Annotated in this window: 14 protein-coding genes; 9 read left to right on the top strand and 5 right to left on the bottom strand. The window is 44.0% G+C overall.

Features of this window, described 5'->3' with window-relative positions; translation table 11 throughout:
• On the bottom strand, positions 1 to 1,245 hold the full coding sequence (locus tag AM279_RS16455; protein WP_054409116.1) for an OmpP1/FadL family transporter: 1,245 nt from the start codon (positions 1,243 to 1,245) through the stop codon (positions 1 to 3).
• Positions 1,246 to 1,549: 304 nt separating this feature from the next.
• On the opposite strand from AM279_RS16455, the gene AM279_RS16450 reads away from it, so the two are divergent.
• On the top strand, positions 1,550 to 3,103 hold the full coding sequence (locus AM279_RS16450) for a hypothetical protein (RefSeq protein ID WP_054409115.1): 1,554 nt from the start codon (positions 1,550 to 1,552) through the stop codon (positions 3,101 to 3,103).
• 63 nt (positions 3,104 to 3,166) lie between these two features.
• Here the strand turns inward: AM279_RS16450 and AM279_RS16445 are convergent, their stop codons facing one another.
• Positions 3,167 to 3,928 (bottom strand): alpha/beta fold hydrolase, encoded by a 762-nt coding sequence (locus tag AM279_RS16445; RefSeq protein WP_054409114.1) that lies wholly within the window; start codon positions 3,926 to 3,928, stop codon positions 3,167 to 3,169.
• Complete coding sequence (locus AM279_RS16440; protein WP_054409113.1) at positions 3,928 to 4,641, bottom strand: pyridoxine 5'-phosphate synthase; 714 nt, start codon at positions 4,639 to 4,641, stop codon at positions 3,928 to 3,930. Before AM279_RS16440 ends, AM279_RS16445 begins: the two co-directional genes overlap by 1 nt.
• A gap of 100 nt (positions 4,642 to 4,741) precedes the next feature.
• On the opposite strand from AM279_RS16440, the gene AM279_RS16435 reads away from it, so the two are divergent.
• From AM279_RS16435 to murI, 8 genes are all read left to right on the top strand, one after another.
• A complete protein-coding gene (locus AM279_RS16435; protein ID WP_054409112.1) occupies positions 4,742 to 5,401 on the top strand; it encodes a CBS domain-containing protein in 660 nt (219 codons plus the stop codon).
• Positions 5,402 to 5,407: 6 nt separating this feature from the next.
• A complete protein-coding gene (locus AM279_RS16430) occupies positions 5,408 to 6,292 on the top strand; it encodes an NAD kinase (protein WP_054409111.1) in 885 nt (294 codons plus the stop codon).
• A 156-nt stretch (positions 6,293 to 6,448) separates the two neighbouring features.
• Positions 6,449 to 7,126, top strand: a complete 678-nt coding sequence (gene porG, locus AM279_RS16425) for a type IX secretion system protein PorG (RefSeq protein WP_054409110.1) — start codon at positions 6,449 to 6,451, stop codon at positions 7,124 to 7,126.
• Position 7,127: 1 nt separating this feature from the next.
• Positions 7,128 to 7,868, top strand: a complete 741-nt coding sequence (locus AM279_RS16420) for an isoprenyl transferase (protein ID WP_054409109.1) — start codon at positions 7,128 to 7,130, stop codon at positions 7,866 to 7,868.
• A 7-nt stretch (positions 7,869 to 7,875) separates the two neighbouring features.
• Positions 7,876 to 10,530: a BamA/OMP85 family outer membrane protein gene (locus tag AM279_RS16415; protein ID WP_054409108.1), complete on the top strand. Its 2,655-nt coding sequence runs from the start codon at positions 7,876 to 7,878 to the stop codon at positions 10,528 to 10,530.
• 42 nt (positions 10,531 to 10,572) lie between these two features.
• Positions 10,573 to 11,655, top strand: a complete 1,083-nt coding sequence (locus tag AM279_RS16410) for an OmpH family outer membrane protein (protein ID WP_143090407.1) — start codon at positions 10,573 to 10,575, stop codon at positions 11,653 to 11,655.
• A gap of 48 nt (positions 11,656 to 11,703) precedes the next feature.
• Entirely contained in the window at positions 11,704 to 12,216 is a 513-nt protein-coding gene (locus tag AM279_RS16405; RefSeq protein ID WP_054409106.1) for an OmpH family outer membrane protein, read from the top strand.
• A gap of 74 nt (positions 12,217 to 12,290) precedes the next feature.
• Positions 12,291 to 13,073: a glutamate racemase gene (gene murI / locus AM279_RS16400; RefSeq protein ID WP_054409105.1), complete on the top strand. Its 783-nt coding sequence runs from the start codon at positions 12,291 to 12,293 to the stop codon at positions 13,071 to 13,073.
• A 6-nt stretch (positions 13,074 to 13,079) separates the two neighbouring features.
• Here murI and AM279_RS16395 read toward each other — a convergent pair whose 3' ends face one another.
• Both AM279_RS16395 and AM279_RS16390 read right to left on the bottom strand, forming a co-directional pair.
• On the bottom strand, positions 13,080 to 13,589 hold the full coding sequence (locus AM279_RS16395) for a gamma carbonic anhydrase family protein (RefSeq protein ID WP_054409104.1): 510 nt from the start codon (positions 13,587 to 13,589) through the stop codon (positions 13,080 to 13,082).
• Positions 13,590 to 13,659: 70 nt separating this feature from the next.
• Complete coding sequence (locus tag AM279_RS16390; protein WP_054409103.1) at positions 13,660 to 14,679, bottom strand: PorP/SprF family type IX secretion system membrane protein; 1,020 nt, start codon at positions 14,677 to 14,679, stop codon at positions 13,660 to 13,662.
• Positions 14,680 to 14,840: the final 161 nt, after the last annotated feature.

Here is a 14,840-nt window from a genome sequence, read left to right as displayed (position 1 = left end):
TTAAAAGCTATAGGTTACACCAAGGCCCGGAGAAAACACCACGTTTTTGTAGGTACCGCCAAACGATACATTTTGCCCGTCTTCGTTAAAGTAGTTGTATGAATTATCAACCTCGTCAAAGTGCAGGTACAGGAATGAGAAGTCTATACCAAACTTAGGCATAATCTGGTAGGTTAACCCACCGGTAAAGCCCATAGAGTCGTTACGCGGGGTTTCGGGTGCAAAGTAGCCGTCCTGCACGGGGCTTTCGTCAAAATACCATCCTGCGCGGAAAGCAAACTTGTCGTTTGGCTTAAACTGCGCACCCACCCTGTAGGTACTGGCATCTTTATAGTTGCGCGGGTTAACCGATGTGGGCGTACCATTGGCAAACTTAACGGTTAGGGCTTCATATACATTCCAGTAAGCATGGTTGTAATCAAACGCCACAAGCCACTTATCGCTTAGCGCTACCGATATACCGGCACTTAGCTCGGCAGGCAGCGGCAGGTCGGCATCAAACTGTGTATTGGTATAAATAGCCTGTGCAAAAGCAGGCAGGTCATGAAAAGTAGCGGCACCGCCACGGGCTTCCATTGTAATTTCAGAACGGTAGTTAACACCCAGCCTTACCTTATCGGTAGGGTTAAACATAAAGCCGGCACTCCAGCCCCAGGCCGTTACGCCTTTATCTTCTATGGTAACATCGCTGCGCATGCCCTGCTCGTTAGTAAGGCTGCGGGTAAGGTTACGGTTAAACTCTACCCCGCCGGTAACAAATATAGGGCCGCCACCCACGCTAAACTTATCGCTAAGCTTTACAGATGCTATGGGCTGTATGTAAATGGCCTTAAGGTCTATATTATTAACAAGGTGCGAACCTACCCAGTCCCTGTCCCACTCTACGGCGCTGCCGTAAGGGCTGTATACGGCAAGGCCCAGTGCAAGCCAGTCGGTAGTTTTATACGAAAGGTAAGCTTCAAACGGGGTACCCATATTTTCTGTACTGGCCCTCCAGTTGTAGGTTTCGTTCTGGAAACCGGTACGGGCAAACAGCAGGTTGCCGCCAATAGAGAAGTTAAAGCGGTCCGGTAAAAACACGGCACCCGCAGGGTTAAAGAACAATACTTCGGCACTGTTTACCACGGCTGTACCGGTATGCCCCATTGCCAGCTGTTTCTGGCCCTGAAGGCTTATACGGTAACCGCCTGCCCATGCTGCGGCTGCCGTTGTTAGCGCCATCGTTAAAGATAATAGTCTTTTCATAGGTTATAATAATGGGTTATTCTGTTTGTTATCGTTATATCAAATTTAAGTAAAAATGCATTTGCCGCAAAGGTTTTCGTAAAAATATTATGCATTCATAATAATTGCTTTCACAAAAATTACACATCTATTTTGAGAATTTATCATAACAATTCCTTAAAAATACAGCTTTATTAAATTTTTAACACCCTATGCACGCATAGCACCTAAATTACACCCAAACAACGCCTTAAATACTAAGAAAAATATAAATCGTATTGCCGTGAGAAAATCCTGTAGTAATTTACAGCATAAATCACTGAAAATGAAGTTTATCAAACCCATACTGATTACCCTTGGCGTTTTGCTGCTGCTTGTACTGGTGGCCAATTTTGCGCTTACGCGATACATTACCAAAAAGCTGCCTACCATTATAAGCGAGCAGAAAGACTTTCCTTACAACCTGAGTTATAAAGACCTCGATGTAAACCTGCTAACCGGAAGCCTGAGTGTAGACCAGGCGTTCCTGGCCCCGAAGGACAGCCTGGAGAATGCAGTTAAAAACGGGGTGTTTGCCAAGATAGAATCTATTGACGTTAGCGGGGTTAAAATATGGCAGCTGATTAAGCACGATAAGATAATTGTAAAAAAGGTTACGCTCAACAAGCCCGAGGTTATACTATACAACCGCGAGAAGAAATACAGTGTAGAGAACGACATACAAAAACCGTTTGAGCAAACCATACAAACCGGGAGCCTGTACATTAAAAACGGCAGTTTTAAAATGATGGACTCTGTACAGAACCCCAAACTGCGCGGCACCAACATTAGCTTTGAGCTGCACAATATAAAGGTAGACAGCGCCACGGTTGAAAAGAACATACCCATTCGCTACCGCGATTACAAGCTGAGCTGCGACAGCCTGTTTTTTAATGCCGGGCAATACTATAACATTACCCTGAACAACATTACCACTACTGACAGCACATTATCTATAGACCGGTTCAGGATGCTGCCCAAGCAAAACCGCAAGCAGTTTAGCAATATGCTGCCCAAAGAGCTGGACCAGTTTAATATTGAGGCCGGCAAGATAAACATACCCAAAGCCGACTGGGGGTTTGCCAATGACACGCTTTATGTTCATGCGCCGGAGGTTGCCCTCGAGAAAGTATTTGCAAACATATACCGCAGCAAGGAGCCCAAAGACGACCCTACCCGTAAAAAACTGTACAGCGAACTCCTCCGCAGCCTGAAGTTTGACCTGAAAGTGGATAAGCTGCTGATTAAAAACAGTACTATTGAATATGAGGAGCAACTGAATTTTGGCAAGCCCGCCGCCAAGGTGAGTTTCTCTAAGTTTTATGCCACCATCAGTAATGTGTACAGCCCCATTGCCAAGGCAAAACTGCCCAACACCACTATTGATGTGCAGTGCCTGTTTATGAAATCGGCGCCGCTGAAGGTTAACTGGTCGTTTAACTCGCTTGACGAAAGCGACTCGTTTACCATAGTGGGCAGGCTGCAAAACATAAGGAGCGAAGAAGTTAACCCCATAACCAAACCTCTTATGAACGCCGAAACAAGCGGCACCATAAACGAGGTGCGGTTTACTTTTAACGGCAACCGCATACGCTCTAACGGCAGCTTTGCCATAAACTATGAAGACCTGAAGGTAGACATCTATAAAAAAGATGGTAAGAAAAAGAACAAGGTTACCAGTGCGCTGGGCAACCTGCTGGTTAAAAACGACAGCAAAGGCAAACTGAAGGAGGTACAAATTGCCGTAGACCGTAAACAGGATAAATCAGTCTTTAACTTTTTGTGGCGTTTTGTACAGGAAGGATTAAAGGAAACGGTGCTGCCGAAAATAGTTACTTAAGTTTTCAGTCGCAGTCACAGTTTTCAGTTGAGTGAACCTGAAAACTGCGACTGCGACTGAAGACTATTTTAAAAAATCAATGGTATAGTCAAAAAACTCCCTTGGGTTTTCGGCGTGTACCCAGTGGCCGGAGTTGCTTATTGTCTTGATTTCATGGTCTGGGAAGTGCGCAGAGATATCAGCTAAATCACTGTCCTGTATATATTTAGACCTATCACCCTTTAAGAAAAGCGTTGGCCCGCTAAACACGCTGCCCTGTGGCAAGGCTTCGCCAATGTTCTCAATTTGCTCGTTAAACACCTTAAGATTGAACCTGAAACCCAGCTGGCCGGGCTCTACCCAGTACAGGTTCTTGGTCAGGAACTGGATAGTGCCGGGCTCTGTAATATACTGTGCCATAACGCTTTCCACTTCAGCACGATTGGGTTTTACAGAGAAATCAACAGCATTAAGTGCCTCAAGCTCGCGCTGGTGGTGCGGGGCATAGTGGCGTGGGGCTATATCTGCAACTACCAGTTTATCAAGCAATTCCGGGTGCAGCACAGCAAAAAACATCCCTACTTTACCACCCATAGAGTGGCCAATAAGGTCTACCTTGCCCAGGTTGTTAGCCGCTATGTATTCCGCAACATCCTCAACCATAGCCTCATAGGTAAATTCATCGCTATGAAAACTCTTGCCGTGGTTACGCATATCAAGCGTATGTACCTCAAACCCGGCCTTGGCATACTGCCCGCCAAGGGTTTTCCAGTTGTCACCCATACCCATAAAGCCGTGGATTACCACAAGCGGCTTGCCTTCGCCCTCTACCCTACTGTGTATCATTACTTTAGTTTTTGGAGATACATATTTACCACGTTCTCAAGCCCCAGGTACAGTGATTCCGCTATAAGCGCATGGCCTATAGACACCTCAAACAATCCGGGTATATTCTCCTTAAAGAACTTAATGTTATCAAGGCTCAGGTCGTGCCCTGCATTAATTCCAAGTCCCAGATTCTGAGCCAGTTCAGCGGCAGCCACATAGGGTTTAATGCCGTCTTTATTGCCCAGGCCATACTGGCGTGCAAAGCCCTCAGTGTACAGTTCAATACGCTCGGCACCGGTTTCAATGGCGCCTTCCACCATTTTAAGGTCGGCATCTACAAAAATAGAAGTACGTATACCGTTGTTTTTAAACTCTTTAGTCACTTCCTGCAGGAAGCTTTTATGCTTTACGGTATCCCACCCGGCGTTACTGGTAATGGCATCATCGGCATCGGGCACAAGGGTTACCTGCGCGGGTTTGGTCTCTAAAACAAGGTCAATAAACTTGCGTATGGGGTTGCCCTCAATGTTGTATTCAGTATACACCACAGGCACTAAATCACGGGCATCCTGGTAGCGGATGTGCCTTTCATCCGGCCTTGGATGTATGGTTACACCCTGGGCACCAAACTTTTGCACATCTGCTGCCACCTGTAAAAGATTAGGCACATTGCCCCCGCGTGAATTGCGCAGGGTGGCGATTTTATTTATGTTTACGCTTAATTTAGCCATTTTTTGGTCGAAAAAAGTTAATTGAAGCACAAAAGTACAAACTTATAGGGCAGATTAACCGTATTTTTAATTATTTTGCATTTTATATTACCCTACTGCAATGACAGAAATTACCGACTTTTTAAACAGCAACATAAAAGCCCTGCGCACTACCGATACGGTGGCTGATGCACAGGACCTTTTTGCCGAATACCCGTTCTCGCACTTCCCGGTTTTAGACAATGGCGTTTACATAGGCTGTGCGGGTTCTGAAGATACTGAGCTGCTGGATATTGAGAAAACCATGGATGAGGCACGCTACACTTTTGAGCGCTTTTTTGTGCGCGATACCACCATGTGGCTTGATGTGCTGGAGGTTTTTGCCAAGAATGAAACCAACCTTGTGCCGGTGCTGGATGCTGATAATAAGTACTTGGGGTATTATGAGATAACTGATATCATCCGCTTTTTTGACGAAACCCCTTTCCTTAAGGAAGAAGGCGGTATACTTGTAGTAGAAAAAGGCACTACCGAATACAGCATGAGCGAGGTATCGCAAATTGTAGAAAGCAATAACGGCAGGCTGCTGGGGCTATTCATAAGCGAAGCCAGCCTTGAAAAAGTACAGATTACCCTTAAGATAAGCCTTGGCGGGTTAAGCGAAATTATACAAACCTTCCGCAGGTACAACTACAATATAGTATCTGAACACCAGGAAGACGCTTACCTGAACACGCTTAAAGACCGCAGCGATTACCTTGACAAATACCTTAATATATAGCCTTTTATGAAAATAGCGCTTTACGGCCAGTACTACAAAGACAATACCGAAGACATTATAGAAAAGGTATTGCGCGTTTTTGACCGGTATGCACCGCAGGTGCTTATAGAGGCTAATTTTTATACTGTGCTTAACGAAAAGGGGCTGCTGCCAAAACCCTTTGATACCTTTAGCGAACACGAAGAACTCCAGGAAGGCATAGACCTGTTTATAAGCATTGGCGGAGACGGCACCATGCTGCGCGCCGCTACCCTTGTGCGCGATAAAAACATACCTATAGTAGGTATTAATGCCGGAAGGCTGGGCTTTTTAGCTACCGTACAGCAGGAAAACATAGAGGCATTGCTGCCCCAGATATTTACCGGGGGATACAAAATTTCTTCGCGCTCGCTTTTATCGTTAGATTATCAAGGCATGAGCCCGGAAGACAGCGCGCTCGACTTTGCCCTTAACGAGGTAACCGTAAGCCGCAAAGACACCACATCTATGATAACCATCGATGTAAAACTTAACGGAGACCACCTTAACTCATACTGGGCAGACGGCCTTATTATAAGCACACCAACAGGGTCTACCGGCTATTCGCTTAGCTGCGGCGGCCCTGTACTAATGCCCGATGTTACCAGCCTGGTTATAACCCCTATAGCACCTCACAACCTCAATGCACGCCCGCTTGTAATTCCTGATGATACAGATATAGAACTGCGCGTTAGCAGCCGGGAAGAGCAGCACCTTGTATCGCTTGATTCGCGTATTATATCGGTAAATGTAGAAACGGTTTTACGCCTTAAAAAGGCCGGCTTTACCATTAAGCTGGTAGAATTTCCTCAAGAAAAATTCCTTGATACCCTACGCAAAAAACTACTGTGGGGCGAAGACAAGCGAAATTAAAAATTACCAAATTTATACTGGCACATATACTACAGTAACACTTCTGCCGTTTTCAACCTGTATAATTTATAATTTGTGCATTTTATAGGTGCAAATTGTCTATCAATAGGCTAATTAGAAATCTATATTGTTATATTTGCACCCAATTTTTGTTTAATGAAGCGCATTCTGTTTTTATTATTAACCACTGTAATGGCACTACCTGCTGAAGCACAGATACATGAACTGGGGCTTTTTGTTGGCGGGGCTAACTATATTGGCGATGTAGGCCCTACAAACTACATCTCGCCAAACGAGCTTGCAGTGGGCATTTTATACAAATGGAACCGCAGCCCCCGCCACTCATGGAGGGCTTCATTTACCTACGGAAACCTTAGCTCTAAAGATGCCGATAGCGATATGGCCTACCGCAACACAAGGGGCTTTGAAATAGAAAACAACGTTAAAGAGCTTTCGGCAGGGCTTGAGTTTAATTTTTTTGACTTTAACCTGCACGAATCGGGCTTTTTAATTACCCCTTATGTTTACAGCGGGCTTAGCTATGCCTGGTTTAACGAGCTTTATATAGACACCGATGGTATAAGCAAAGAAGACGGCAACCAGAGCAGCATTGCAATACCCATGACTGTGGGCATAAAAACCCGCATTGCAGATAAGCTTATACTGGGTGTAGAAGTGGGTGCACGTTATACTTTTACAGATAATATAGACGGCAGCAACCCTGATAACCAGCGCAGGATGCGTTTTGGCAACCTGGAAAGCGATGACTGGTATGTGTTTACCGGGCTAACATTAACCTATACATTTGGCCAAAAGCCGTGCTACTGCGATTAATATGGATAACACAACTACCATAAATAAAGATAACCTGCCGCAGCACATTGCCATAATTATGGACGGCAACGGCCGTTGGGCAAAACAAAAAGGTATGCTGCGCGCCTTTGGCCACGAAAACGGCGTTAAGTCGGTACGCACAACGGTTACAGGGTGTGCCAAACTGGGCATAGGCTATCTTACCCTTTATGCCTTTTCTACCGAAAACTGGAACAGGCCCAAACTTGAGGTAGATGCTCTAATGACCATCCTGATGAACTCTTTAAAAAAAGAGCTGCCCATAATGCAGAAAAATAACATCAGGCTAAACACCATAGGCAATGCAGATATGCTGCCTAACAAACCCCGCAAACAGCTTTTTGACGTTATAGATGCCACCAAAGATAACACCGGCATGGTGCTTACGCTGGCGCTTAGCTATGGCTCGCGCGAAGAAATTTTGCAGGCCGTTAAGCAAATTGCACAAAAAGTTTTAGACAATCAATTAAACATAGCTGATATAAGCGAGTCTGACATACAAAGGCACCTGTACACCAGCACAATGCCCGATGCCGACCTTGTTATACGCACAAGCGGCGAGCAACGCATAAGCAATTTCCTGCTGTGGCAGGCTGCCTATGCCGAGTTGTATTTTACAGATGTGCTTTGGCCTGATTTTACTGAGGGAGACCTTCATACAGCCATAGCCAGTTACCAAAAAAGAGAACGACGATTTGGAAAAACCAGTGAACAAATTAAATAACACAAAGATGTTTCGCAGAAGCATTCTATTTTTTACCGCTACATTACTGCTAACCGCATTTAGTGCCTTTGCCCAGCCCGGAAGGATTGAGCCCGGCAAGTATATACTGGGCGGCATAAACATAACCGGAGAAACCACTTATAACCCGCAAACCATTGTAACCTTTACCAAGCTCGATAAAGGCCAGGCTATTAATGTACCGGGAGAAGAAATTAGTGCGGCTATAAAATCGTTATGGAAACTGGGGCTTTTTAAAGACGTAGACTTTTATGCTACCCGCATTAGCGGAGACAGTATTTTTCTTGAACTTGAGGTTAACGAGCTGCCTAAGCTAAACGCCGCACGCATTCAGGGTGTAAAGAAAAGCAAGCAGGAAGCCCTTATTAAAGAAACCGGCCTTACAAAAGATAAGTACGTAAACGAAAACCTTATTACCAATACTAAGTACTATATTGAGAATAAGTATAAAAAAGACGGTTATTTTAATACTAAAGTAGCCATAAACGTGGTAGAAGACAGCGCCAACACCGTTAATATGGTGGTTAACATAGACCGTGGAGACAAGGTGCGCATACACTCTATTACCGTTAACGGAAATGAAAAACTTAGCGATGCCAAGGTTAAAAAGGCCATGAAAAAAACCAAGGTTAAGGCTTTCCCTAACCCGCTGCGCATTTTTAGCCCGTCTAAATTTATTGAAGACAAGTATAAGGAAGACCTTGCCAACGTTGTAAAAAAATACAAGGAGAAAGGCTACCGCGATGCCCGTGTTACATCAGACACTGTTACCTATGATGCCAAACGCAATATGGTAGATATTGTACTTAATATTGAAGAAGGCCGTAAATATTACTTTGGCGAAATTAAATTCCTGGGCAACTCTGTATACACAAACCAGGAGCTGGCCTCTTACGTAGGCCTTAAAAAGGGCGACACCTACAACGGGGTACTACTAAACGACCGTATATCTGAAACTAACCCTGATGCAGAAAGCCTTACCAACCTGTACCAGAACAACGGTTACCTTTTCTCTAATATTAACGCGGTAGAGGTAAAAACGGTTAATGATACTATTGACTTTGAAATACGCATTACCGAAGGCCCTATAGCCTACTACAACAAAATTAACGTTGTGGGTAATGACAAAACCAATGACCACGTAATTTACCGTCAGTTAATGACGCGCCCGGGCCAGAAATGGAACAAGGAAGACGTGGTAAACACCATTCGCGAACTTGGCACACTGGGCTTCTTTGACGCAGAAACCATTCGCCCTGATGTTAAAAATGCCGACCCTGCTTCGGGCACGGTAGATATAGACTGGAACGTTACAGAACGTGGCTCAAGCCAGATAGAACTACAGGGTGGTTATGGCGGCGGCGGCTTTATTGGTACGCTGGGCCTTTCATTCAACAACTTCTCACTACGCAACATATTTAAAAAAGAAGCTTATGACCCGCTGCCTATGGGCGACGGACAAAAACTATCGCTACGTGCGCAGGGTAGTACGTATTTCCAAACGTACAGTTTGAGCTTTAGCGAGCCTTGGCTGGGTGGTAAAAAGCCTATACAGTTCTTTACCTCATTTTCATACAGCAGGCAGTTTTTATACAACTACTACACACGCGATGTAGACCGTTCGCAAAGCTTTACCATATCATCAATTACCATGGGCCTTTCAAAAAGGCTTAACGAACCGGATTACAACATGAGGTTGTCTCACTCACTTACCTACCAGTATTATGACCTTGACAACTACAACACCGGTTTGTTTACCTTTGGTAACGGTACATCAAGAAACTTTGCCTACACGGCAGAACTTACCCGCGAAAACAGGGGGCCGAGCCAGATATACCCAATGTATGGTGCTTTGTTCAGCCTGAGCTTCAGGACTACATTCCCTTACTCGTTTGTTAACGGTATAGATTATGCAGCACTAAAAGAACAGCCTGAATATAAATTAAGGGCTACTGCCGCAGGCACATCGCCTACAGGCCAGTATATAGCCGCCGGTGACTTCCTTACAGATGCAGGCGAACCAACGGCAGACTACCGCCAGGCCGGTGTAGATGATGCTAAGTATGACCAGAAAAGGTTTAACTGGCTTGAATATTATAAAATTAAATTCAAGGCAGACTGGTATACCAAAATTTATAATAAATTAGTACTTCGATCTTTAGCCGAGTTTGGTTACATGGGGGCTTACAACCCTGACAGGGGTCTTGTTCCGTTTGAGCGTTTTTACCTTGGTGGAGATGGCATGGCCAACTATGCGCTTGATGGCCGCGAGGTTATACAGTTAAGGGGTTATCCTAACCAGTCTTTAAGCCCAATTGTAGAAGACCGCACCAGCACCCAGTACGGACAACAAATTGGTGCAACGGTATACAACAAATTCTCTCTGGAGCTGCGCTACCCGATTACGCTTAAGCAGCAGGCATCTATTTATGCACTTACGTTTGCCGAGGCAGGCGCATCGTTTGCAAACTTCCAGGAGTACAACCCGTTTGCACTACAGCGTTCGGCAGGTTTTGGCCTTAGGGTGTTTATGCCGGCGTTTGGCTTACTTGGTATAGACTTTGGTTACGGGTTTGACCCGGTTCCGGGATACTCTCAGCCTAACGGATGGGAAACCCACTTTATCATAGGACAGCAGTTCTAAAAAAAATTGGCATGATATTTTCTAAACATAAAAAAGAAAATTATGAAAAAGTTTATAATAGCGTTTTTTACCCTTATAGCCACAGCATCTGTATTTGCCCAGGGCGGGGGCCGGGTGCTTAAAATAGGCTACATAGATATGAATTACATCCTGGAAAAATCTCCGGATTATGCCGAAGCCAAAAACCAGCTTGAGCAAAGGGCCGGCAAATGGAAACAGGAAATGGATGCCAAGAAAAATGAAATATCGCGCCTTAAAGAAGCCCTGCAAACCGAAAAGGCTTTGCTTACAAAAGAGCTTATTGAAGAGCGCGAAGAAGAAATACAGTTTCTTGAAAAAGACCTTAGCGATTACCAGCAGGCAAAATTTGGCCCTAACGGAGAGCTGATAAGCCAAAAGTCGGTACTGGTTAAGCCTATACAGGACCAGGTGTTTACTATAATCCAGGATATAGCAGAAAACAGGAAGTATGACTTTATTTTTGACAAGTCGAGCGACATGACTATGCTGTTTGCCGCTAAAAAATACGACCTTAGCGACCTGATTGTAAAAAGGCTTTCAAGGGCTGCCAAGACAGACAAAATGAGTTCTAAAGAGCGTAAGGCGCTTGAAGAGCAGGAAGCAAAAGAAGAGCTTGAAAACGACCCTGACTTTGCCGCCCGCAAACTGGCCCAGGACGAAAAGAAAGCAGAGCGCGAGCGCAAGCTTGAAGAGCGCAAGGCACAAAAAGAAGCTAAAATAAAAGAGGCGCAGGATAAAAAGGAGCAGCAAAAAGCAGAGCGCGATGCCAAACGTAACGGCACAACCGCCAAACCTGCTAACAGTACTACCCAGGCTGATAATGATGATGCTATAGAACAACCTGCGGGCACTCAAAAAAATACCGCCCCTGCCGGCGCTACAGCCAGCGAAAAAGCAGCTGAAGCCAAAGCAGAACGTGAGCGCAAAATAGAAGAGCGCAAAAAACTTATTGAAGAACGCCAAAAGCAGCAGGAAGCTGAGCGCGAAGCCGCACGTAAAAAACGTGAGGATAAAAAAGCCGAGCAGGCTGCTAAAAAAGAAGGTAACAGTACACCTGCAGATCCTACAGACGGCGATGATGCCGCACCGCAGGACGGACAATAATTATTTAAAGAAGAACTAAAAACAAAAATTAATAAAAATCGTTTAATGATGAAACAATTGAAATCTCTACTAATTGCCGGTTTACTGTTTGTTGGCATACAATCTGCATCAGCACAGGCTAAGGTGGCACATATCAATACCCAGGAGCTTATGAAAGCGATGCCTGAAATGAAAACGGCCACTGCACAACTTGAAAAGCTTGATTCTGCACACAACACAGAACTTAACAAACTGTATGCTGAGTTTCAGGCTAAAATCAAGCAGTATGATGAAGAGGCACAATCCGGCAAAGTAACTGAAGCTGTAAACAATTCACGCGTTCAGGAAGTAAAAGATATGCAAAACAGGATCAGGGCTTATGAAGAAAATGCAAGCAAAGAGCTTATGCAAAAGAGAGAAGAGATATTTAAGCCTATCCAGGATAAAGTAATGGCTGCAATACAAAAAGTAGCTAAAGCTAAAGGCTACCAGTATGTGCTTGATGCATCTGCCGGTAGCGGTATTCTTGTTGCAGATGGCCCAGACCTTCTTGCTGACGTTAAAAAAGAACTTGGCTTCTAATTAAAGCTTAATCTTACAAATTATAAAGTACAGCCCATTTTAATTGATGGGCTGTTTTTTTTTATATTTGTGCTATGCACACCAAAACAAACCCTATAGGTCTATTTGATTCCGGAATAGGCGGAACGTCTATATGGAAAGAAATACACGCCCTTTTGCCCCATGAGGATACCATTTACCTGGCCGACAGTAAAAATGCACCTTATGGGCAAAAATCCAAAGAAGAAATAATTGAGTTAAGCTTTAAGAACACCCGCCACCTTTTAAGCCGCGGAGCAAAGATTATTGTTGTGGCCTGCAATACTGCCACTACAAATGCCATAAAAGAGCTAAGGGCGGCATTTGATGTGCCTTTTATAGGTATTGAACCTGCAATTAAACCGGCAGCCATAAGCACCCAGACAGGCTCTATAGGCATCCTGGCCACAAAAGGAACGCTTACCAGCGAACTTTTTGCCCAAAAGGTATCTGAACTTAAAGACGTAAATATTATCGAACAGGTAGGCTATAACCTTGTTGCTTTAATTGAAGACGGCAAACTGAACAGCCCGGAAATTAAAGAGCTGCTTGTAACGTATCTTAAGCCTATGATTGATGCCAATATAGACTATCTTGTACTGGGCTGCAGCCACTACCCTTACCTTGTTCCGCAAATTAAAGAAATACTGCCGAAAGGTGTCCATATTATAGATTCAGGCGAAGCGGTTGCCCGTCAAACCCGCAGCATATTACACAAGCACAACCTGCTTAATGAAACACCTAAAGCTGCCGAATCTTTGTTTTATGCCAACAACAGCCCTGCCGTACTTCAAAGTATAATAGGCCCTGAATACACGGCAGAACACCTTGACTTTTAGCCCGGTTTATTTAAACCAAGAAGAATACAGCACATAGTTAGTAGAGATACGGTCTATCTCGCCGGCAAAATCTGACGCGTTAATATCTTTTACCTTTTTAGCAGGCACACCGGCATAAATAGTACCGCTTTCTACCACGGTATTTTGTGTTACTACTGCACCGGCAGCAATTATAGAATTGCTTTTTATAACGCAGTTATCCATTACAATTGCACCCATCCCTATCAGCACGTTGTCTTCTACTGTACAACCGTGCACAATAGCATTATGCCCTATTGAAACATTATTACCAATTACTGTTGGGTGCTTTTGGTAGGTACAATGAATAACAGCACCGTCCTGTATATTTACTTTATTGCCAATTTTAATAAAGTGTACATCGCCCCTTATTACCGCGTTAAACCAAACACTGCACTGTTCGCCAAGTGTTACATCGCCTACTATTGTAGCATTATCTGCTACAAAACAATCCTGTGGTATTACAGGGTGTTTACCGTTTACTTCTCTTATTAACATAGTATCTTAAAAAAAATAGTCCCGGATATACCGGGACTGAATTAACAATATCTTTTTATAATAATTATTTTTAGTTATTAACCGCAGGACAGTTACAGTGGTAAGGCTCACGCTGGCAGAACAGGTTAAGGCCTATTGTAATCTGGTGGAAACCGCTGTTATCAAATTTCACATCTCCCGTAAGGTAAGAGTAGGTATAGGCAAACATAAAGTTTTTGTAGTTAACACCAACTATAGGCGTTATGTACTGAAGGTATTGCTCTTCAACAGCTCCACCCGGTGTAGCCTGGTATTGTGCACCGTCAAGGCTCCTCCTGTATGAAAGGCCACCCCAAACCCTACCCCAGTCAAGCTCTTTATAAGCTTTAAGGTTAACGTCTATGGTTTTCTCTTTAGTTTCATCAACTGCCTGGAATAATACCGAAGGCTCAAGCTGCCATGTATCATCAGCAATACCAAAAACATAACCTAAGCTCAATAGGTATTTTTTAAGGTTGTCGCTTTCAAATGCAGAGTAAAGTTCCCTCCTGCTTGATATAAGGTTTTTAACCGTAAAGTGTGCATAAAAATCAAGGAAGTGATAAGATGCACCCAGGTCAATATTAAAATAGCTGTCTTTAGTAATAACACCCGGTGTTACAAAAGGGTCGAAAATACCGCCGTCTGAACCATAAATAAAGTCAGTACCGTCAAGCTTGCTTTGCACAAGGCCTGCACTCATACCAAACGAAAGCTGGTTCAAGTCATAGCTGCTGCGCGAAAACATGATGTGGTGGGCATAAGTAACCTTAGCACCTACCTGAGAGTGGTAACCGTTTTTATCATTAAACGCAATAATACCCACACCAGACCTTTCGCCAAGGCGCCCATTAAAACTAAGGGTTTGCAATTGTGGTGCATCGTCTTCACCAAACCATTGTTGCCTCGCGGTAAGCCTTAATTTGGCACAGTTTGCAGCACCGGCCATTGATGGGTGGATTAGATAATAGTTATCCGACAAATAGTCGCTATAAACCGCAATACCCTCTTGGGCAAAAGATAATTGGGTTAAAAACAATCCGAAAATGAAACAAACTTTCTTAAAATTCATATTAACCTCGTCGTTTAATGAGAAATGCTTTTTTATTAGATGCCTGGCTGTTACTGCAAGTTTTATGTCAAATACAAATCTTTTTTTAACCTATAACGCCGCGCCATGCCTATATTTTACATAGCGGTCAAATATATAAATTTTTGTTATAGGTTGGTTAT

The sequence above is a fragment of the Flavobacterium akiainvivens genome (assembly GCF_001278115.1).
In the GTDB taxonomy this organism is placed as follows: domain Bacteria; phylum Bacteroidota; class Bacteroidia; order Flavobacteriales; family Flavobacteriaceae; genus Flavobacterium; species Flavobacterium akiainvivens.
Note: the sequence above shows the minus strand (reverse complement) of the source record. Positions and strands in the feature narration are given on the sequence as shown.